The following is a 21,136-nucleotide window of genomic DNA, read 5'->3' as shown; positions in this document are numbered from 1 at the left end:
GCGCCCACCACCAAAGGACCCACGGATGCCCAGCACCCCGAACTTCGACACCCTCGCCATCCACGCCGGACAGGAATTCGACCCGACGACCGGAGCCGTCATTCCGCCGATCTACCTGACCTCGACCTATGTGCAGGAGAGCATCGGCCACCTGCGCGGCGGCTACGAATACAGCCGCGGCGGGAACCCGACGCGCACCGTGCTCGAGACCCTGCTCGCCGCCCTCGAGGGTGGCGCGCACGGCCTGTCGTTCGCGAGCGGCCTCGCCGCGGAGGACACCATCCTGCGTGCCCTGCTCGCACCCGGCGATCACATCGTGCTCGGCAACGACGTCTACGGCGGAACGCACCGCCTGATCAACACGGTGCACGGCGCGGTCGGCATCCGCAACACGACCGTCGACCTGTCCGATCTCGCCGCCGTCGAGGCCGCGATCATTCCCGGTGAAACGAAGATCCTCTGGGTCGAGACGCCGAGCAACCCCCTCATGAAGATCAGCGACATCGAGGCGCTCGCCACGCTCGGGCACCGTTTCGGCGTCACCGTGATCGTCGACAACACGTTTGCGAGCCCCGCCCTGCAGCATCCGCTGGCGTTCGGCGCCGACGTCGTCGTGCACTCGACCACCAAGTACCTCGGCGGTCACTCCGACGTGCTCGGCGGGGCCCTCGTGATCAATGACGATGCGCTCTACCAGAAGGCGCAGTTCCTGCAGTTCGCCACAGGACCCGTCTCCGCACCCCTCGACGCCTGGCTCACCGTGCGCGGCATCAAGACCCTCTCGGTGCGGATGGACCGGCACTGCTCCAACGCGCAGGCGATCGCCGAACACCTCGACGGCCATCCAGCCCTCGAAGCCGTCTACTACCCCGGCCTGCCGAACCACCCCGGCCACGAGCTCGCCAAACGCCAGATGAGCGGCTTCGGCGGTATGCTCTCGATCGCGTTCGCCGGCGGGGCCGCCGCTGCCCGTGCCTTCGCCGAGTCCACGAAGCTCTTCCAGCTCGCCGAGTCCCTCGGTGGCGTCGAGTCCCTCGTGAACTACCCCGCCGAGATGACGCACGCCTCGGTGCGTGGAACGGAACTCGAGGTCGCAGACAACATCATCCGCCTCTCCGTCGGTATCGAGGACAAGGCCGACCTGATCGCCGACCTCGACGCTGCCCTCGCCGCCGTCGCCCACCTCACCCGCCCCTAACGGATTCGGCTGCGGCCGGTGCGGGCCGCAAGTTGGCAGGAATTCGACGGAGTGTGTCACGTCTGCCATTTCGCCGGGGCATGGTCGTCCGGCAGCATAGGACCATGACCCAGCCGACGGATGCCCCCGTGAGCCCCGCCCCCACCGGCTCCGGGAGTCTGGGCCTTCTGCAGGGCACCGCGCTGTACATCGCCGCGGTCCTCGGCACCGGGATCCTGGTGCTGCCCGGACTCGCGGCCGCTGCGGCAGGGCCGGCCTCCCTGCTCGCGGTTCTGATCGTCTTCGTGCTGTCCATCCCGCTCGCGGGCACGTTCGCCGCCCTCGCCGCCCGATACCCGGACCCCGGCGGCGTGGCGAGCTACGTCCGCACGGCCCTCGGCCAGACGTGGGCGCGGATGACCGGCTACTGGTTCTTCTTCGGCGTCGGGTTCGGCGCCCCGGTCGTCGCCATGCTCGGCGCGGAATACGTCGTCGCGATCCTCGGGGTGGAGCAGGCCGCCGCACCGATCGTCGCCCTCCTGATCCTTGTTCCACCGTTCGTGTCCAACTACCTCGGTGTCCGGGTCTCCGGAGCCGTTCAGCTCATCCTCACCGGAGCGCTGCTCGTCATCGTCATCGGGGTCGTCACCGTCGCCTTCCCCGCCGCAGAGCCCGGAAACTTCCAGCCGTTCCTGACTCACGGCTGGACCGGCGTCGGCGCCGCCGTCAGCCTGTTCGTCTGGGCCTTCGCCGGCTGGGAGGTCGGCACCCACATCGCGGGGGAGTTCCGCAATCCCCGCCGCGTCATCCCGGCGGCGACGGCGATCGCGCTCGTGGTCGTGGGCGCGGCCTACCTCGCGCTGCAGTACGTGACGGTCGCCGTCCTCGGCGGCGCTGCGGGAACGGGCGCCGTCCCCCTGCTCGCCCTCGTCGCCCAGGCGCCCGGCGGCGTCGGCCCGGTCTCGGTCGCGGTGATCGCAGCGATCGTCGCCCTCGGGGTGCTCAACGTGTACCTGGGCGCGTTCGCCAAGCTCGGCGCCTCGCTCGGTCGCGACGGCGATCTCCCGCTCTGGCTCGCCCGCGGCGTCGAATCGGGCGGCGTCCCGCGCCGCAGCCTCTCCGTGGTCGCCGTGCTCACCGGTGGGTACTTCACGATCATGGTGACGCAGCACCTGCCCCTGTCGGTCTTCATCCTGATCCACACGAGCTCCATGGTCGCGATCTACACTCTCGGCATGATCGCCGCCGTGCGCCTCCTGGACCGCTACAGCCTCGGCTGGTGGCTCGCAGCGGTCAGCGTGGCCCTCACCGGCGCGCTGCTCGTGCTCGCGGGCCCGAACCTCCTCGTTCCCGCCGTGCTCGCCCTCGTCGCCGTCGTCATCGGCCGGGTCAAGAAGCGCCGGACGAACCCCCTGCGCTCCCGTACACCCGAACATTCGCCCGGAAGCGCTCGCTCAACACGTCCCCGCCCAACCCGAACCGCCCAGGAGAACACATGACCGTCGCCCGTGCCCGCCTGATCGATCTCAGCCACACCATCCGGGCGGGCCTCGTGACGTACCCGGGGCTGCCGGCTCCCGTGATCGAGCCCTTCCTCACCCGTGCCGCCTCGCGCTCGGCCTACGCGCCCGGCACCGAATTCACCATGGACGTGATCACCCTGATCGGCAACACGGGCACGTATCTCGACAGTCCGTACCACCGGTACGAGGGTGGAACGGATCTCGCCGGCCTCGACCTCGATACCCTCGTCGACCTCCCCGCCGAGGTATTCCATCTGACGGATGCTGCGGCCCGTGGCATTCCCGCAGCGGCATTCGCCGAGCGAGGCTCCGGCCTGGCCGGTTCGGCCGTGTTGATCCACACCGGCTGGGACCGCCACTTCGGCACCCCGGAGTACAGGGCGGGGGCTCCCTTCCTGGCCGAAGACGCCGTCGGGTTCCTCGTCGGTGCCGGCGTCGCCCTCGTCGGGATCGACTCGCTCAACATCGACGACACCGAGGGGAGTGGGGAGAGGCCCGCCCATTCGGCCCTGCTCGCTGCCGGCATCCACGTCGTCGAGCACCTCACCGGGCTGGGGGACGTACCGGCCTCCGGCGGGACGTTCTCGGCGGTACCTCCGAAGATCGAGGGCTTCGGCACTTTCCCGGTGCGGGCATTCGCGCGGGTACCCGGCCCGGTCGGCTGAGGCCGGATTCCCGCTATGTGACGGTCACATCGCGCCTCCCCGGCGGTGCATACTGGGGGTGCGTAATTCTTTTGTGACCGTGCTCATAGACGAGGCCCCGATGACTGCTGAACTGCCCACTGGTCGGGCTCCCAGCATCCGGGACGTTGCACGCCTCGCCGGAGTCTCGCATCAGACGGTGTCGCGAGTACTCAACAATCACCCGAGCATCCGAGATTCCACCAAGGCCCGCGTGCTGCAGGTGATCGAGGAGCTCCAATACCGACCCAACCGGGCGGCCAGGGCGCTGTCGAGGGGGCGATCGCGCACGATCGGCGTGCTGTCGGCCTCCGGGGCCCAGTACGGCCCCGCGAGCAGCATCGCCGCGATCCAGGATGCGGCGCGGGAGGCGGGCTATTACGTCAACACCGCGAACCTGACCTCGGTCGACACTGTCTCGATCGAAGCGGCACTCGACCACCTGATGTACCAGTCGGTCGAGGGGATCGTGGTCATCGCCCCCCAGGTCCGCGTCTTCGACGTCCTCGAACAGCTCTCGATCGAGGTGCCGTATGTCACACTCCAGTCGACGGGCCGGCCCAATGACCACGCACTCTCCGTCGACCAGATCCACGGTGCACGACTGGCCACGCGGCATCTCATCGACCTCGGGCACCGGCGCATCTTCCACCTCGCCGGGCCGCAGGACTGGATCGAGGCCGAGGCGCGGATGCGCGGGTTCCTGGAGGAAATGGGGGCGATGGACGTGCCGACGACCGCCCCGATCCTCGGGGACTGGACGGCGGACTTCGGCTATCACGCCGGGCGCGAACTGTTGCGGCAACGCGACTTCACCGCCATTTTCTCCTCGAACGACCAGATGGCGCTCGGGATCATGCACGCGGTCAGGGATGCGGGGCTCGACATCCCACGGGATGTGAGCATCGTCGGGTTCGACGATATTCCGGAGGCGCCACACTTCTGGCCGCCGCTCACGACCGTGCGCCAGGACTTCGCGGAACTGGGCCGCCGGTGCATCGCCCTCCTGCTCGGCACCATCGCCGGTGACGACCCGGACAAGTTCCGCGCACCGATCATTCCCGAGCTCATCGTCCGTGGCTCCACAGGGCCCCCTGCCTTCTGAATCCGGCGCGTTTCGGGTGGTTACCAAAACGCAACCAGCCACTTTTTCGCCCTGACTTGACAAGGACGCCCACTGCGGGCGTAGTGTGAGCACAGCGATTGTGACCGTTCACATTTCGTGACAATGTAAGTACGCACGTGAGTACGCAGACGGCCATGGCCTCAGCACCGCATGACAAAGGAGTCGAATTTCGTGATCGAGAACGCACAGGCCGCGCCCGCAGCCGACGCATCCGCCGAGATCTCTGTCATCGGAGGCGATCGCCGACCGAACGCCCTCACGCGCGGTGCGGGTATCTCCACCGGTACGGTGGCGTTCGCATGAGCACCTACGGACCCCAGATCGAGGTCGCGATCGCTCGCATCCGCGCCGATGTCGCCGACCTCCACGCCGAACTCACCCGCAACGGCCTCGTGGTCTGGACCGGCGGCAACGTCTCCGGCCGCGTCCCGGGCGCAGACCTCTTCGTGATCAAGCCGAGCGGCGTCGACTACGCCGACCTCGCCCCGGAGAACATGATCCTGTGCGACCTCGACGGCGCAGTGATCCCCGGCACCCCCGGCTCTGACCGTTCCCCGTCGAGCGACACCGCCGCCCACGCCTACGTCTACCGCAACATGCCCGAGATCGGCGGTGTCGTGCACACGCACTCCACCTACGCGACCGCCTGGGCCGCCCGCGGTGAGGAGATCCCCTGCGTGATCACGGCCATGGCCGACGAGTTCGGCGGCCCGATCCCGATCGGCACCTTCGCGATCATCGGTGACGACACGATCGGCCGCGGCATCGTCGCGGCCCTCACGGGACACCGGTCCCGGGCCGTCCTGATGCAGAACCACGGCCCCTTCACGATCGGCAAGGACGCCAGGGACGCGGTCAAGGCCGCGGTCATGGTCGAAGACGTCGCCCGCACCGTGCACATCGCCCGCCAGGGCGGAGCACTCATCCCGATCCCGCAGGCCGCGATCGACTCCCTCTACAACCGCTATCAGAACGTCTACGGACAAGCGCCGCAAGGAGCACTGAAGTGATGCCCGCTCTCTCCACCACTCTCGACCCCCACGATTTCGCCGCGATTGCTCGCACCGAGCTTCTCGTGACCGATAAGACCACCACCCTTCGGGATTTCACCCGCTAGGTGCGTTGGAACCAGGCCTACTACCGACTGGCACAAGGCCTGTAATCACATAGCAGCACCAATACAACTGCCATCAGAGTTGATAACAGATCCACGAAAGGTAATTCAGTGAAGACAAGTAAGGTCCTCGCAGGCATCGCTGCCATTGGACTCGCACTCTCCCTCGCTGCCTGCTCCGGCGGACGTGGCGACACAGCCACCACCACCGCTGCAGCGGGCGCCAACGCCGGTGCACTTGTCGGCGTCGCAATGCCCACCAAGTCCAGCGAGCGCTGGATCAAGGACGGCGACGCTGTCAAGGCCTCCCTCGAGAAGCTCGGCTACAAGGTCGACCTCGAATACGGCGAAGACAAGATCCCCACCCAGGTCCAGCAGATCAGCAACATGCTGACGAAGGGCGCGAAGATCCTCATCATCGCGTCGATCGACGGCACCGCGCTCAGCGACCAGCTTGACCAGGCCGCAGCGGCCGGCGTCAAGGTCATCGCGTACGACCGCCTGATCAACGGCAACAAGAACGTCGACTACTACACCACGTTCGACAACAACGAGGTCGGCGTGCTGCAGGCCACGAGCCTGCTCACCGGACTCGGCGTGCTGGACAAGGACGGCAAGGACACCGGCAAGACCGGCCCGTTCAACGTCGAACTCTTCGGCGGCAGCCCCGACGACAACAACGCCACGTTCTTCTTCAACGGCGCCATCTCCGTCCTGCAGCCGTACATCGACAAGGGCGTCATCGTCGTCAAGAGCGGCCAGGTCAGCTTCACCCAGGTCGCCACCCTGCGTTGGGACCCGGCGACCGCCCAGAAGCGGATGCAGAACCTCATCGCGAGCACCTACTCCGACGGCTCCAAGGTCGACGGCGTGCTCTCCCCGTATGACGGTCTCTCCATCGGCATCATCTCGGCTCTGACGAGCTCGGGATACGCCACCGACAAGCTCCCGATCATCACCGGTCAGGACTCCGAGGCCGCTTCGGTCAAGTCGATCATCGCCGGCCAGCAGTACTCCTCCATCTACAAGGACACGCGCCAGCTCGGCGACGAGGCCGTGAAGATGGCTGACGACCTGCTCAACGGCAAGACCCCCGAGGTCAACGACACGAAGAGCTACAACAACAAGGTCAAGGTCGTCCCGACCTTCCTGTTCGCTCCGCAGGTCGTTACCAAGGACAACTACAAGGCCCTGCTCGTCGACACCGGTTACTACACCGAGGCCGACCTCAAGTAGGTTCTTCGCTCCACCGGCAGTGGCGGCGGGTCACCCCGCCGCCACTGCCAGCACCGAAAGTACCAGCACCACAACCACCACCCACCCTCTCTCCACCGGAAGAAGAAGTAACGGTGACAACGAATATTCTCGAGATGCGCAGCATCACGAAAACCTTTCCCGGAGTGAAAGCCCTCCAGGACGTTTCCCTCGCGGTGAAGCGAGGCCACATCCACGCGATTTGCGGTGAAAACGGTGCAGGAAAGTCCACCTTGATGAAGGTGCTCTCCGGCGTCTACCCGCACGGCACCTACGAGGGCGAGATCGTCTTCGAAAATGAGCCGGTCGCCTTTAAATCCATCAATGACTCCGAGGCCTCAGGCGTCGTCATCATCCACCAGGAGCTGGCGCTGAGCCCATTCCTCTCCATTGCCGAGAACATCTTCCTCGGCAACGAGCAGCAGAACAACGGCTGGATCGACTGGAACAAGACCAACATGGAGGCAGCCAAGCTGCTCGCCAGGGTCGGTCTCAAGGACAACCCGATCACCAAGATCCGCGACATCGGCGTCGGCAAGCAGCAGCTCGTGGAAATCGCGAAGGCCCTGTCCAAGGAGGTCAAACTCCTGATCCTGGACGAGCCGACCGCAGCACTCAACGACGAGGACTCCGCGCACCTGCTCGACCTGATGAAGCACCTCAAGGGCCAGGGCGTCACCTCGATCATGATCAGCCACAAGCTGAACGAGATCAAGGCCATCGCCGACGAGGTCACCATCATCCGTGACGGCAAGCTCATCGAGACGCTCGACATGCACACCGATGACATCTCCGAGGAGCGCATCATCAAGGGCATGGTCGGCCGCGACCTCGGCAGCCGCTACCCCGACCACACGCCGAACATCGGTGAGGAACTCCTCCGGGTCGAAGACTGGAACGTCTACCACCCGCTCGACCACCAGCGCCGGGTTGTCAAGGACGCGAACATCACCGTCAGGGCCGGCGAGATCGTCGGCATCGCCGGGCTGATGGGCGCGGGCAGGACCGAGCTCGCGATGAGCGTCTTCGGCCACAGCTACGGGCACAACATCTCCGGCACCGTGTACAAGAACGGCGTCAAGATCAACACGAGCACGGTATCGAACGCCATCGATCACGGCCTGGCGTACGCAACCGAGGATCGCAAGCGGTACGGCCTCAACCTGATCGAGGACATCAAGCGCAACATCTCCACGGTGGGCATGCACAAGATCGCCAAGCGCGGCTGGGTGGACTCCAACCAGGAGATCGTCGTCGCAGAGGGCTACCGCAAGAGCATGAACATCAAGGCTCCGACGGTTGAGGCCCTCGCCGGGAAGCTCTCCGGCGGAAACCAGCAGAAGGTCGTGCTGTCCAAGTGGATGTTCTCCGACCCGGATGTCCTCATCCTCGACGAGCCCACCCGCGGCATCGACGTCGGCGCCAAGTATGAGATCTACGGAATCATCAACCGCCTCGCCGACGCAGGCAAGGGCGTCATCGTGATCTCGTCCGAACTGCCGGAACTGATCGGCATCTGCGACCGGATCTACACCATCTTCGAAGGCCGGATCACGGCGGACGTCGCCCGCGGGCAGACGACGGCCGAATTCCTTATGCAAAACATGACCCAGGAAAGGGACAAGGACAAGCGATGAGCGTGTTCAGATCTTCACTTAATTACCTCGCCGGCCAGCTGCGGCAAATCGGCCTGTTCATCGCCCTGATCGCGATCGTGATCTTCTTCCAGGTGGCCACCAACGGCATCACCCTGAAGCCGATCAACGTCACGAACCTGATCGTGCAGAACAGCTACATCCTGATCCTCGCCGTCGGCATGGTCATGGTCATCATCGCCGGCCACATCGACCTCTCGGTCGGTTCGGTCGTCGCCTTCGTCGGCGCCATGTCCGGCGTGATGATCACGCAGTGGAATGTGCCGTGGTGGCTCGCGATCATCCTGTGCCTCGGTGTCGGCGCCCTCGTGGGAATGTGGCAGGGCTTCTGGATCGCCTACTTCGGGATACCGGCCTTCATCGTGACCTTGGCCGGTATGCTCACCTTCCGTGGGCTCACCCAGATCGCACTGCAGAACAAGCAGATCTCGCCGTTCCCCGACGAATTCCGCGCCCTCGGCAGCGGATTCCTCCCCGACCTCGGCGGCGGAACCAGTGCTGTCGAACCGCTGACCCTCGGTATCGGCATCATTGCGACGCTCTTCCTGGTGCTCCAGGGCATCCGCCAGCGCCGTGCCCGCGCGAAGTACGACGTCGAAGACGAGCCGTTCGCCTGGTTCCTCACCAAGCTGGTGTTCACCGCAGCGATGATCCTCGGCATCACGTACCTGCTCGCGAGCTACCGTGGCACGCCCATCGTCCTGATCGTCCTCGGCGTCCTGATCGTCGTCTACGCATCCGTGATGTCGAACAGCGTCTTCGGCCGCCACATCTACGCCATCGGTGGCAACCTGAACGCCGCTGCACTGTCGGGCATCAAGACCAAGCGCGTCACCTTCATGCTCTTCGTGAACATGGGCGTCATCTCGGCACTCGCCGGGCTCGTCTTCACCGCCCAGCTCAACCTCGCCAACCCGAAGGCCGGTGACGGCTTCGAACTCGACGCCATCGCCGCCGTCTTCATCGGTGGCGCCGCGGTCACCGGTGGTATCGGTACCGTCACCGGCGCCATCATCGGTGGTTTCATCATCGGGCTGCTGAACAACGGCATGTCGATCCTCGGTGTCGGAACGGAGTACCAGCAGCTCATCAAGGGCCTGGTGCTGCTCGGTGCCGTCGCGTTCGACGTGTACAACAAGCGTCGCTCCGGCGGTCGCTGACCCGCACAAACACGCGAGAGCGGGCCGGTCGTCTTCGGACGACCGGCCCGCTTTTTTGCGCCTGCGATCTGCCTTTTGTGTATCCGATCAGCCGTTACCCAAGCGTGACACGTCGCGGCAGCAGGGAGCCTGTTGCTCGCGGCCACTGCCGGTTACTATCTGTGGCATCTGGCGCAAGGAGCACAATGATGTCCACCCAGCACGTCATGAACGACGAGCCCGTCCGCGCGGACGGGCCGGTCATTCTGGAAATGCGATCGATCACGAAGGAGTTCCCCGGGGTCAAGGCCCTGTCCGACGTGTCCCTCACCGTGAAGGCCGGGGAGATCCACGCCATCTGCGGTGAGAACGGCGCAGGCAAATCCACCCTCATGAAAGTGCTCTCCGGGGTGTACCCGTACGGGACCTATGACGGCGACATCGTCTACCAGGGCAGGACCGTGCATTTCCGGGACATCCGCTCGAGCGAGGAAGCCGGGATCGCGATCATCCACCAGGAACTCGCGCTGATCCCCGAGCTGTCCATCACCGAGAACATCTTCCTCGGCAACGAGCCGACCCGGTGGGGCGCGATCGACTGGATCACGGCCAAGAAGACCGCCCTCGAACTGCTCGCGCGGGTCGGGCTCCGCGAAGATCCGGACACCCTGATCAAGAACATCGGCGTGGGCAAGCAGCAACTCGTGGAGATCGCCAAGGCGCTCAGTAAGTCGGTCAAGCTCCTGATCCTCGACGAGCCGACCGCGGCGCTCAACGAGGCAGACTCGCAGCACCTGCTCGACCTGATCCGGGGTCTCAAAGGCAAGGGGATCACGTCGATCATGATCTCCCACAAGCTCAACGAGATCGAACAGGTCGCCGACTCCATCACGATCATCCGTGACGGGAAGACGATCGAGACCCTCGACGTCGTGCGGGACGGGGTCAACGAGGACCGCATCATCCGCGGCATGGTCGGCAGGAGCCTCGAGAGCCGCTTCCCCGACCATGTCCCGAGGATCGGAGAGGTGTTCTTCGAGGTCAGGGACTGGAACGTGCAGCATCCGCAGGTCACGGAGCGGATGGTGGTCAAGAACTCGAGCCTCACCGTGCGGCGCGGGGAGATCGTCGGCATCGCCGGGCTCATGGGAGCCGGCCGCACCGAACTCGCGATGAGTATTTTCGGCCGGTCCTACGGCACCTTCCTCTCCGGACGGATGTTCAAGGACGGCAAGGAGATCGAACTGAGGAACGTGGCAGAGGCCATCGACCACGGACTCGCCTATGTGAGTGAAGACCGCAAGGCGCTCGGCCTCAACCTGCTCGACGACGTGAAGCGTTCGATCGTGTCCGCGAAGCTCTCCAAGATCTCGGCCGGTCCCGTCGTCAACGACGGCAAGGAGTACTCGATCGCGGAGGGCTACCGCACGAGCCTCCGGATCAAGACGCCGACGGTCGATTCCGGGGTCAGCAAGCTCTCCGGCGGCAACCAGCAGAAGGTCGTCCTCGCCAAGTGGATGTTCACGGACCCCGACCTGCTCATCCTCGACGAACCCACCCGGGGCATCGACGTCGGCGCCAAGTACGAGATCTACGGCATCATCCAGAACCTCGCGGCGCAGGGGAAGGGCGTCATCCTGATCTCCTCGGAACTCCCTGAGCTCCTGGGGCTCGCCGACCGCATCTACACGGTCTTCGAGGGTGCGATCACGGACTGCATCCCCGCGGCGGAGGCCGACCCGGAGACCCTGATGAAGAGCATGACGAGCGCCAGAAAGAAGGTTCGCAGCTGATGACTACCGAGACCACGACCACGAGCGAGGCGCGCAGCGCGCGGAAGCTGTTCGGCGGGGGAAACCTGCGTCAGTTCGGCATCCTCTTCAGCCTGATCGCGATCATCCTGCTCTTCCAGTACCTCACCAACGGCCTGACCCTGTCCTCAGGCAACCTGATCAACCTCGTCAGCCAGTACTCGTACATCCTGATCCTCGCCATCGGGATGGTGATCGTGATCATCGCCGGGCACATCGACCTGTCCGTCGGGTCCGTCGCCGCGTTCGTGGGCATCGTCGTCGCAACCTCGATGAAGGACTGGAACCTGCCCTGGCCTCTCGCCATCCTCTTCGGCCTCTTCGTGGGCATGCTGATCGGGGCGTGGCAGGGTTGGTGGGTCGCCTTCGTCGGAGTGCCGGCCTTCATCGTCACCCTCGCCGGCATGCTCATCTTCCGCGGCGGCAACCAGCTGATCGGCAACGCGAACACGGTGCCCGTCCCCCCTGGCTTCACCACCATCGGCTCCGGGTATCTTCCGGAGGTGGGGCCGTACACCGGGTACAACAACCTCACCCTCCTGCTCGGGCTCATCATTGTGATCGCCGTGATCTGGCGGGAGATCCGGGCGCGCCGCGTGCAGCGGATCATGGGTTCGACGCCGTCCCCGCTCTGGGCGAGCGTCGTCAAGGTCGTGCTGCTCAATGCGGTCGTCGTCTACGCGTCCTTCCTCTTCGCGGGCGGCCGCACCGGAACGAGCTTCCCGGTCTCCGGGATCATCCTCGGGGTGCTCGTGCTCGTGTACTCGTTCGTCACCCGGAACACGATCTTCGGCCGTCACGTCTACGCGGTCGGCGGAAACAAGCTCGCCGCCGAACTCTCCGGCGTCAAGTCCCGCCGGATCAACTTCCTCGTGATGATGAACATGTCGATCCTGGCCGCCCTCGCCGGCATGATCTTCGTCGCCCGCTCGGTCGCTTCCGGACCGCAGGACGGGCTGAGCTGGGAGCTCGACGCCATCGCCGCCGTCTTCATCGGCGGTGCGGCGGTCTCCGGCGGAATCGGCACGGTCACGGGCTCCATCATCGGCGGTCTCGTGATGGCCGTGCTCAACAACGGGCTCCAGCTCCTCGGTGTCGGAAGCGACCGGGTGCAGATCATCAAGGGTCTCGTGCTTCTCCTCGCCGTGGGGGTGGATGTCTGGAACAAGAAACAGGGCCGGCCGTCGATCCTCGGGTTCATGACCCGGAACCGGAAGACCACCCCGGCTCCGGACGAAGCGCCGATGGTCGTCCCCGACTCCGGGACGCCGGACACGGCCAGACCGCCGGCGAGCATGCCCTCCTGATCCGCGGCATCCGCATGACCTCTCCCGATCTCGCTCCACACCCTGCACAGCACAATCCCTGCTCCACCACATTGAGTAGAAAGCGATCGAACATGCGAAAACTCCTTGCGACTACAGCGCTCGCCGCCGTAGCCCTGATGGCACTCTCCGGGTGTTCCACCCGCACCGACACCACGGGCGGTTCCACAGCGGCCGCCGGATTCCCGGCGGACTCGGTGATCGGCGTCGCGCTTCCCTCGAAGACCTCTGAGAACTGGGTCCTCGCCGGAGGCCTCTTCGAAGACGGCCTCAAGACGGCCGGGTTCAAGGGCGACGTGCAGTACGCCGGCGCCTCGACGACGGTCAAAGACCAGCAGGACCAGATCTCGGCGATGGTCACCAACGGCGCCAAGGTCATCATCATCGGCGCGGCAGACGGCGGCCAGCTCGGCACCCAGGTGAAGGCGGCGAAGGACGCGGGTGCGACGGTCATCGCCTACGACCGGCTGATCCTCAACACGCCGGACGTGGACTACTACGTGGCGTACGACAACTTCAAGGTCGGTGAGCTCCAGGGCCAGGCCCTCCTCGATGGGCTCGCTTCCCGGAAGGCAGCCGGGCCGTACAACATCGAGCTCTTCTCCGGTTCCTCCGACGATGCCAACTCCGCGGTCTTCTTCAACGGCGCGATGAGCATCCTCCAGCCGAAGATCGACGACGGCACCCTCGTCGTCGCCTCCGGCCAGACCGACATCAAGCAGACGGCGACCGCCGGCTGGAAGGCCGAGAACGCGCAGAGCCGGATGGACTCGCTCCTGACCAGCACCTACGGGGACAAGGCCCTCGACGGCGTGCTCTCCCCGAACGACACCCTGGCGCGGGCGATCATCACCTCGGTGAAGGCAGCAGGCAAGCCCATCCCGATCGTGACCGGCCAGGACTCCGAGGTGGAGTCGGTCAAGTCGATCATGGCCGGTGAGCAGTACTCCACGATCAACAAGGACACCCGCCTGCTCGTCGCCCAGGCCATCAAGATGGCGCAGGCGTTGCAGAAGGGCGAGGCCGTCGACGTGAACGACACCAAGTCGTACGACAATGGCGTCAAGATCGTTCCCGCCTACCTGTTGCCTCCGGTCATCGTGACGAAGGCCAACGCGGCAGAGGCCTACGCGAACGATCCCAAGCTCTCGCCGCTCACCAAGTAACAGATATCGCATCATCCGGCGGAGCCGGCCCCGGCCAGGGGTCGGCTCCGCTTGCATGAGGGGCCTCGGTTATGAGCGTTCACAATCGCCGAACGGATGCCGGGGATCCCCGCTTAACAGGAGATAGAAAAGATATCGGGAGGGCTTGTGAACGCGCGCTTGTGAGCGCTAACATTTCGACATCGACCAGAACGACCTGGTCGCCCGGCACCGAGACACGCAGCAGAATGTTCCGCCGGGACGCTAAACAAGGAGGTTTAGTCACATGATCAGGAAGATGATCGGAGCGGTCGCCGTCGGCGCCTTTCTCCTGGCCCTCACGGGATGTTCCACTGCCGCAGACACCAGCTCGACGGGCGCTGCGAAGGCGCCGGGCGACATCGTCGTCGGCTTCGCCCAGGTCGGCGCGGAGAGCGGCTGGCGGACCGCGAACACGAAGGACATCCAGGATGCGTTCGCCGCGTCCGGAATGCAGCTCAAGTTCTCGGATGCGCAACAGAAGCAGGAGAACCAGATCAAGGCCATCCGCTCGTACATCACCCAGGGCGTCGACGTCATCGCGTTCTCTCCCGTCGTAGAGACCGGCTGGGACGCGGTCCTGAAGGAAGCAAAGGACGCCGGGATTCCGGTCGTCCTCACGGACCGTGCCGTCGACTCGAAGGACGACAGCCTCTACGTGAGCTTCCTCGGTTCCGACTTCATCAAGGAAGGCGAGAAGGCCGGCCAGTGGGTCGTCGACGAGTACAAGAACCAGACAGATCCCGTCAAGATCATCCAGCTCGAGGGCACGACGGGCGCGGCTCCCGCCATCGACCGTGCGGAGGGCTTCGCGGACGTCATCAAGGCCGATCCGAAGTTCCAGATCGTCGCATCGCAGACCGGCGACTTCACGAGGGCGGGCGGAAAGCAGGTCACCGAGGCGCTCCTGAAGTCCAACCCGGACGCCACCCTGATCTTCGCCCACAACGACGACATGGGCCTCGGCGCGATCGAGGCCGTCGAAGCGGCGGGCAAGGTGCCGGGGAAGGACATCAAGATCGTCACCATCGACGCGGTGAAGGACGGCATGCAGGCGCTCTCCGACGGCAAGATCAACTTCATCGTCGAGTGCTCTCCGCTTCTCGGCAAGCAGCTGGTCGACATCGTCAAGAAGGTCGTCGCGGGGGAGAGCGTCGAGAAGCGCATCCTGACGGAGGAGACGACCTTCACCCAGGAGCAGGCGACTGCCGCACTTCCCACCCGTCAGTACTGAGCGGATCCGGTACCGCTTCGCCGGTCTCCGGCGGCTCGAATCGGCAGGCCATCCGGCCGGCCGGTCCCTGCCGCCGGGAACCGGCATCCGCTCGCACGACGATGAAGAGAGAACGTGAATGAACGCACAGGCCCCCGTCGTCGAGATGACGAACATCTCGATCTCCTTCCCCGGCGTCAAGGCCCTCGACGGGGTGAACTTCCGGATGTTCCCCGGCGAGGTGCACTCGCTGCTCGGGGAGAACGGTGCAGGCAAGTCGACCCTGATCAAGGCGCTGACCGGTGTCTATGCGATCGACAGCGGCCCGGCCGACAGCGGCGAGATCCTGCTCGCCGGCAACCGGGTCTCGTTCGCGGGCCCCGCCCAGGCCCAGAATGCCGGGATCAGCACCGTCTATCAGGAGGTGAACCTGCTCGGAAACCTGAGCGTCGCCGAGAACATCATGCTCGGTCGGGAACCCCGCCGGTTCGGCGGCATCGATTGGCGGGCCACCCGGCGTCGGGCTGTGGAACTCCTCCGCGGCCTGCACCTCGACATCGATCCCGGTTCACTGCTCGGTTCGCACTCGCTCGCTGTCCAGCAGCTCGTCGCGATCGCCAGGGCCATCGACGTCAACGCGAAGGTCCTGATCCTCGACGAGCCGACGTCGAGCCTCGACGCCGACGAAGTCGCCGAACTCTTCCGGGTGATCCGCGAGCTCAAGGCCGAGGGCGTCGCGATCCTCTTCGTCTCCCACTTCCTCGACCAGGTCTATGAGATCTCGGACCGCCTCACGGTCCTTCGGAACGGCAAACTCGTCGGTGAATACCGCACGGCAGAGATCCTGCGCCTCGACCTCGTGCAGAAGATGATCGGGAAGGAACTCGCGATCCTCGACGCCCTCGAGCGGCGGATCGTCGAGCCGGGCGGCGGGGAAGACGACGAAGTGCCCCTTCTGGCCGCGACGGCGCTCGGGCGCAAGGGGTCCATCGCGCCGGTCGACCTCCGGGTCTACACCGGCGAGGTCGTCGGGCTCGCCGGTCTCCTGGGCTCCGGGCGCACCGAGCTCGCCAGGATCCTCTCCGGAATCGACCGACCGGACTCCGGGGAACTGGTGATCGACGGCACGCCGCACCGGTTCCGAACGCCTCGTTCGGCCCTCGCGCGGGGAGTCGCCTACTCCTCGGAGAACCGCCGCGCCGAGGGCATCGTCGAGGACCTCACCGTGCGGGACAACATCGTGCTCGCGCTGCAGGCTGACCGCGGCTGGTTCCATCCGATCTCTCGGAAGCGCCGCGACGAGCTCGCGGTCAGCTACATCCAGGCCCTGAACATCCGGCCGGCCAACCCAGACGCCATCGTCAGGAACCTCTCCGGAGGCAACCAGCAAAAGGTGTTGCTGGCCAGGTGGCTCGCCGTCGCGCCGCGGCTGCTGATCCTCGATGAACCGACAAGGGGCATCGATGTGGGCGCGAAGGCCGAGATCCAGAAACTCGTGGTCAACCTCGCCGAAAACGGGATGTCGGTGCTGTTCATCTCGGCGGAACTCGAGGAGGTGCTGCGCCTCAGCAGCAGGATCGCGATCATGAGGGACCGCAGGCTCGTCGCCGACATCGTCAATGACGACCTGACCGTTGACAGCCTCCTGGCCATCATCGCCGACGGCGAACTGACGGCGGTGGAACGATGAACCGGATGTTCTCGAGCCGGTTGTTCTGGCCGGTGGTGATGCTGCTCGTCCTGTTCACCATCAACCTCGTCGCCTTCCCCGGCTTCTTCAGCCTCGAGGTCAAGAACGGGCACCTTTTCGGCAGCCTCGTGGACATCGCCCGCAACGGCGCGCCGACCCTCATCATCGCGGTCGGAATGACTCTCGTCATCGCGACGCGTGGGATCGACCTCTCCGTGGGCGCCGTGTGCGCGATCGCCGGTGCCGTGGCCTGCTCGATCATCCTCGGTTCCCCGGAACCGGGCAGCATCGGCACGGTCGCGGTCGCCGTGATCGCCGCGCTCCTGATCGCCCTCGTCCTCGGCCTGTGGAACGGGTTCCTGGTCGCCGTGCTCGGGATCCAGCCCATCATCGCGACCCTGATCCTGATGACCGCCGGGCGCGGCGCGGCGATGCTCATCACGGAGGGCCAGATCCTCACCGTGAACAGTCCTCCCTTCAAGGTCATCGGGTCCGGATTCGTCCTCGGCATCCCGGTTTCCGTCGTCATCGCGGCCGTCATCTTTGCCGCAGCCGCCCTGCTCACCCGGCGCACGGCCCTCGGGCTCCTGATCGAATCGGTCGGAATCAATCCGGAGGCGAGCAGGCAGGCCGGCGTCCGGTCGCGGGGCCTCTTGATCACCGTGTACACCTTCTCGGCATTCGCGGCCGTCATCGCCGGCCTCATCCTGACCTCGAACCAGACGGCGGCCGATGCCAACAACACCGGCCTCTTCATCGAACTGGATGCGATCCTCGCGGTGGTGATCGGAGGAACCTCTCTCGCAGGCGGCCGGTACTCACTCCTCGGCACCCTCGTCGGCGCCCTCGTCATCCAGACCCTCGTCACAACGGTGTACACGGTCGGCATCCCACCCATCGCGACGATGGTCTTCAAGGCCGCGGTCGTGACGGCCGTCTGCCTGCTGCAGTCGCCAACGACGAACGCCACGTTCGGCCGCTGGCGCCGGTCACTCGGCCGGGGACGTCCGGGCACCCGAACCGCCGAAAGGGCGTCCGTCTCATGAGCATCGACACCTCCTCCGCGCCCGTCGACGCGGGCCGCCGACTGCTCGGCCGGGTCTCGTCCGCGTTCACGAGCCCGAAGTACGGCCCCGTCCTCGTGACCCTCGTGCTGCTCATCGCCATCTTCGCGATCGGTGGCAGCCGCTATCGTGGCTTCGTTTCCGGGCCGGTGATCCTCAACCTGTTCGTCGACAACGCCTACCTGATCGTGCTGGCGGTCGGGATGACGTTCGTGATCCTGACCGGGGGCATCGACCTGTCGGTCGGGGCCGTCCTCGCCCTGTCGACCATGATCGCCGCGAGCCTGCTCCAGTCCGGCTGGTCTGCCTCGGTCGTGATCCCGCTCATCCTGGTGCTGACATCGGTGCTCGGACTCCTGGTCGGACTCATGATCCACATCTTCAAGATCCAGCCGTTCATCGCGACCCTCGCCGCGATGTTCCTCGCCAGGGGACTCTGCTACGTGATCAGCAAGGACTCGATCTCGATCACCGACCCGGTCTTCGTCAGCCTCGCGCAGACCAGGATCTCGTTCGGCGGTCGCATGAGCATCACGGCGAGCGTCGTGATCGCCCTCCTTGTGGTCCTGGTCGCGTTCCTCGTGCTGCACTACTCCCGGCTGGGCCGCACCGTCTACGCGATCGGCGGCGGGGAACAGTCGGGCATGCTGATGGGACTGCCGGTGGCCAGGACCAAGGTGCTCGTCTACGTGATCAGCGGATTCTGCTCCGGCCTTGCCGGGGTGCTCTTCACCTTCTATACGCTTTCGGGATACAGCCTCACGGCGGTCGGCACCGAACTCGACGCGATCGCCGCGGTCGTGATCGGCGGGACCCTGCTCACGGGTGGGTACGGCTTCGTGCTCGGCTCTGTGCTCGGCGTGCTCGTGCTCGGCACGATCCAGACGATCATCACCTTCGAAGGCACCCTCAGCTCGTGGTGGACCCGGATCTTCATCGGCGGGCTCCTCCTCGTCTTCATCGTCCTTCAGAAGGTCCTGACGGCACGCCGTCGATAACGCGTCCGGCGAGAGCGTGTCGGCCACGGCACCCGCGCGTGAGCCAGAATAAGGGGACAGAGAGACGATGCGTTGAACACGCATCGGTGGGAGCCAATGAGCCTGGTGAGCAAGGACGATGAGAAGGCGCGCGTCGCCAACATCTTCGACGTCGCGCGGCTGGCCGGCGTCTCGCACCAGACGGTCTCCCGGGTGCTCAACGACCTTCCCAATGTGCGCCCCGCGACACGGGAACGTGTCGAGAACGCGATCAAGCAGCTCCGCTACCGGCCGTCACCCGCTGCGCGCGCCCTCGTCACCCGCCGCTCCCGGACGATCGGCCTGATCACAACAGGAGGACCGGACTACGGACCCTCGAGCACCGTCCTGCGGTTCAACGAGGCGGCGAGGGACGCCCGGTACGCGGTGAGCATGGCGAGCATGCTCGAGTCGGACCCGGAGTCGTTGCGTTCCGCCGTTGAGCTCCTCCTGCGGCAGAACGTCGAGGCGATCGTGCTGATCGCGGCGCACCGCAGCGCCCTCGAGGCCGTCAGGGGCATCGAACTCGGGGTGCCCCTCATCGCGGTGGAGTCGAGCGGCCGCGGCGGATTCCACCGGGTCGGCGTCGACAACTACCGCGGTGCGCGGATCGCCGTCACGCACCTCGCCGAACTCGGCCACACCAATATCGTGCACCTCGCCGGACCGGCCGACTCCGTCGACGCCATCGAACGAGCCAGGGGCTGGCGTGACGAACTGGGCGACCGCGGCCTCATCGCGAGGGAACCGCTGATCGGCGACTGGTCGCCTGCGAGCGGGTTCCGCCTCGGCATGGACCTGATCGAATCCGGCGCCTATGGCGACTTCACGGCCGTGTTCGCCGGCAACGACCAGATGGCACTCGGACTCATCCACGCCCTCGTCCGCAACGGACTCGCCGTGCCGGACCGCGTGAGCGTCATCGGGTTCGACGATATCCCCGAGGCCGCGTTCTTCTCCCCGACACTGACGACCATGCGCCAGGACTTCGACGAACTCGGCCGCAACATCCTGAGCACCCTCCTCGCCGTGCTCGAGGACGAGGAGGCGCCCGACCTGCCGAGCTCGGTCCCTGAACTCGTCGTCCGCGAGTCGTCCGCCCCGCGCGCCTAGCCGCTCCCGGCGGCGACACGCCCGCGGTGAGTTATCCACAGAGGTGCGAATGCTGATTCTGCAGGATGTGGATAACCCGGCGATTTCCGCGGGAAAGCGGGCCTCCGAATGCGCCAGCCTGTTGACAACATCACGAATGTCGGTGGATAACTACATAATTGTAATTACCGCATGTAGTGGCCATTCCCATTGGGAGGCACTACATGTAGTATTGATCTCCAGCACAGCAACGCCGCAACACCCGTGACATCCCGCGTTTCGCAGGGCCGCATCGCACTTGCACAGTCGTACTGGCGCACTCACTTCTGAACCACTACTCTTCTGAACCACGAGAAAGGCCTTCCACATGGCAATCACGGTTTACACCAAGCCCTCCTGCGTGCAGTGCACAGCCACCTACCGGGCCCTCGACAACAAGGGCATCGAGTACGAAGTGCTCGACCTCTCCGTCGACGAGAACGCCCTCGAGGCCGTCAAGGCACTCGGCTACCTGCAGGCGCCCGTCGTCATCACCGACGAGGACCACTGGTCCGGCTTCCGCCCGGACAAGATCAACGAACTCGCCGCACGTCTCGCCTGAGCGGTCTGCGCTACGGGACTGAAGCACGCGGTTCGAGAGTGAGGCCGGCATCCAATGGCTGAGATCGTCTATTTCTCCAGCACCTCGGGGAACACCCAGAGGTTCGTGGAGAAACTCGGCCGGCCTGCCGCACGCATCCCGTTGTACGCGCGCGACGAGCCGCTCCGGGCGACGGAGCCCTATGTGCTCGTCGTGCCGACCTATGGCGGCGGCGAGGCCAGGGGAGCTGTGCCGAAGCAGGTCATCCGCTTCCTGAACGACGAGCACAACCGTTCGCTCATCCGCGGCGTGATCGGCGCGGGCAACATGAACTTCGGCACGGCATTCTGCATCGCGGGGGACATCATCGCGGCCAAGTGCAACGTGCCGCATATGTATCGATTTGAAGTATTGGGAACTCCGGATGATGTGCGCATCGTTCACGACGGATTGGAATCATTTTGGAAGCAACAGCCGTGAAAGTAGCCCC

General features: G+C 65.5%; 19 protein-coding genes. All 19 read left to right on the top strand.

Annotated elements, in window-relative coordinates:
* Positions 1 to 25: 25 nt before the first annotated feature.
* The 19 genes from E3O50_RS11395 (at position 26) to nrdI (ending at position 21,126) form a co-directional block, all read left to right on the top strand.
* Positions 26 to 1,198, top strand: a complete 1,173-nt coding sequence (locus E3O50_RS11395; RefSeq protein WP_134446752.1) for a cystathionine gamma-synthase — start codon at positions 26 to 28, stop codon at positions 1,196 to 1,198.
* 104 nt (positions 1,199 to 1,302) lie between these two features.
* Positions 1,303 to 2,676, top strand: a complete 1,374-nt coding sequence (locus E3O50_RS11390; protein WP_134558056.1) for an amino acid permease — start codon at positions 1,303 to 1,305, stop codon at positions 2,674 to 2,676.
* Entirely contained in the window at positions 2,673 to 3,365 is a 693-nt protein-coding gene (locus E3O50_RS11385; protein ID WP_134446756.1) for a cyclase family protein, read from the top strand. The genes E3O50_RS11390 and E3O50_RS11385 overlap by 4 nt, the downstream gene beginning before the upstream one ends.
* Before the next feature lie 100 nt (positions 3,366 to 3,465).
* Complete coding sequence (locus E3O50_RS11380) at positions 3,466 to 4,488, top strand: LacI family DNA-binding transcriptional regulator (RefSeq protein WP_134446758.1); 1,023 nt, start codon at positions 3,466 to 3,468, stop codon at positions 4,486 to 4,488.
* Positions 4,489 to 4,680: 192 nt separating this feature from the next.
* Positions 4,681 to 4,812, top strand: a complete 132-nt coding sequence (locus E3O50_RS19835) for a hypothetical protein (protein ID WP_255454105.1) — start codon at positions 4,681 to 4,683, stop codon at positions 4,810 to 4,812.
* Entirely contained in the window at positions 4,809 to 5,519 is a 711-nt protein-coding gene (locus E3O50_RS11375; RefSeq protein ID WP_134446760.1) for an L-ribulose-5-phosphate 4-epimerase, read from the top strand. Before E3O50_RS19835 ends, E3O50_RS11375 begins: the two co-directional genes overlap by 4 nt.
* Positions 5,520 to 5,734: 215 nt before the next feature.
* Positions 5,735 to 6,859, top strand: coding sequence for a multiple monosaccharide ABC transporter substrate-binding protein (gene chvE / locus E3O50_RS11370; RefSeq protein WP_134446762.1), 1,125 nt, complete (start codon positions 5,735 to 5,737; stop codon positions 6,857 to 6,859).
* Between the two features lie 113 nt (positions 6,860 to 6,972).
* Positions 6,973 to 8,514, top strand: a complete 1,542-nt coding sequence (gene mmsA / locus E3O50_RS11365; RefSeq protein WP_134558055.1) for a multiple monosaccharide ABC transporter ATP-binding protein — start codon at positions 6,973 to 6,975, stop codon at positions 8,512 to 8,514.
* Entirely contained in the window at positions 8,511 to 9,692 is a 1,182-nt protein-coding gene (gene mmsB / locus E3O50_RS11360) for a multiple monosaccharide ABC transporter permease (protein WP_134446766.1), read from the top strand. Before mmsA (E3O50_RS11365) ends, mmsB (E3O50_RS11360) begins: the two co-directional genes overlap by 4 nt.
* A 185-nt stretch (positions 9,693 to 9,877) precedes the next feature.
* Entirely contained in the window at positions 9,878 to 11,464 is a 1,587-nt protein-coding gene (mmsA, locus tag E3O50_RS11355) for a multiple monosaccharide ABC transporter ATP-binding protein (RefSeq protein ID WP_277870821.1), read from the top strand.
* The gene (gene mmsB, locus E3O50_RS11350) at positions 11,464 to 12,789 is read left to right on the top strand and encodes a multiple monosaccharide ABC transporter permease (RefSeq protein WP_134558054.1); all 1,326 of its coding nucleotides are present in this window, start codon (positions 11,464 to 11,466) and stop codon (positions 12,787 to 12,789) included. Before mmsA (E3O50_RS11355) ends, mmsB (E3O50_RS11350) begins: the two co-directional genes overlap by 1 nt.
* A gap of 92 nt (positions 12,790 to 12,881) precedes the next feature.
* Positions 12,882 to 13,973 (top strand): sugar-binding protein, encoded by a 1,092-nt coding sequence (locus tag E3O50_RS11345; RefSeq protein WP_134558053.1) that lies wholly within the window; start codon positions 12,882 to 12,884, stop codon positions 13,971 to 13,973.
* A gap of 265 nt (positions 13,974 to 14,238) precedes the next feature.
* A complete protein-coding gene (locus E3O50_RS11340) occupies positions 14,239 to 15,225 on the top strand; it encodes an ABC transporter substrate-binding protein (protein WP_134446772.1) in 987 nt (328 codons plus the stop codon).
* Positions 15,226 to 15,343: 118 nt separating this feature from the next.
* Positions 15,344 to 16,894 carry a sugar ABC transporter ATP-binding protein gene (locus E3O50_RS11335; protein WP_134446773.1) on the top strand — a complete coding sequence of 517 codons (1,551 nt, stop codon included), beginning with the start codon at positions 15,344 to 15,346 and terminating at the stop codon, positions 16,892 to 16,894.
* Positions 16,891 to 17,940, top strand: coding sequence for an ABC transporter permease (locus E3O50_RS11330; protein ID WP_134558052.1), 1,050 nt, complete (start codon positions 16,891 to 16,893; stop codon positions 17,938 to 17,940). The genes E3O50_RS11335 and E3O50_RS11330 overlap by 4 nt, the downstream gene beginning before the upstream one ends.
* Positions 17,937 to 18,956: a galactofuranose ABC transporter, permease protein YjfF gene (yjfF, locus tag E3O50_RS11325; protein WP_134446775.1), complete on the top strand. Its 1,020-nt coding sequence runs from the start codon at positions 17,937 to 17,939 to the stop codon at positions 18,954 to 18,956. The genes E3O50_RS11330 and yjfF overlap by 4 nt, the downstream gene beginning before the upstream one ends.
* 96 nt (positions 18,957 to 19,052) lie before the next feature.
* Positions 19,053 to 20,087 carry a LacI family DNA-binding transcriptional regulator gene (locus tag E3O50_RS11320; RefSeq protein WP_134446777.1) on the top strand — a complete coding sequence of 345 codons (1,035 nt, stop codon included), beginning with the start codon at positions 19,053 to 19,055 and terminating at the stop codon, positions 20,085 to 20,087.
* 346 nt (positions 20,088 to 20,433) lie between these two features.
* The gene (gene nrdH / locus E3O50_RS11315) at positions 20,434 to 20,667 is read left to right on the top strand and encodes a glutaredoxin-like protein NrdH (protein ID WP_134446781.1); all 234 of its coding nucleotides are present in this window, start codon (positions 20,434 to 20,436) and stop codon (positions 20,665 to 20,667) included.
* A gap of 54 nt (positions 20,668 to 20,721) precedes the next feature.
* A complete protein-coding gene (nrdI, locus tag E3O50_RS11310; protein ID WP_134446783.1) occupies positions 20,722 to 21,126 on the top strand; it encodes a class Ib ribonucleoside-diphosphate reductase assembly flavoprotein NrdI in 405 nt (134 codons plus the stop codon).
* The last annotated feature ends 10 nt before the right edge of the window (positions 21,127 to 21,136 follow it).

The sequence above is a fragment of the Cryobacterium sp. MDB1-18-1 genome, from assembly GCF_004402735.1.
Lineage (GTDB): Bacteria > Actinomycetota > Actinomycetes > Actinomycetales > Microbacteriaceae > Cryobacterium > Cryobacterium glucosi.
This window is presented reverse-complemented; position numbering and strand designations above follow the sequence as displayed.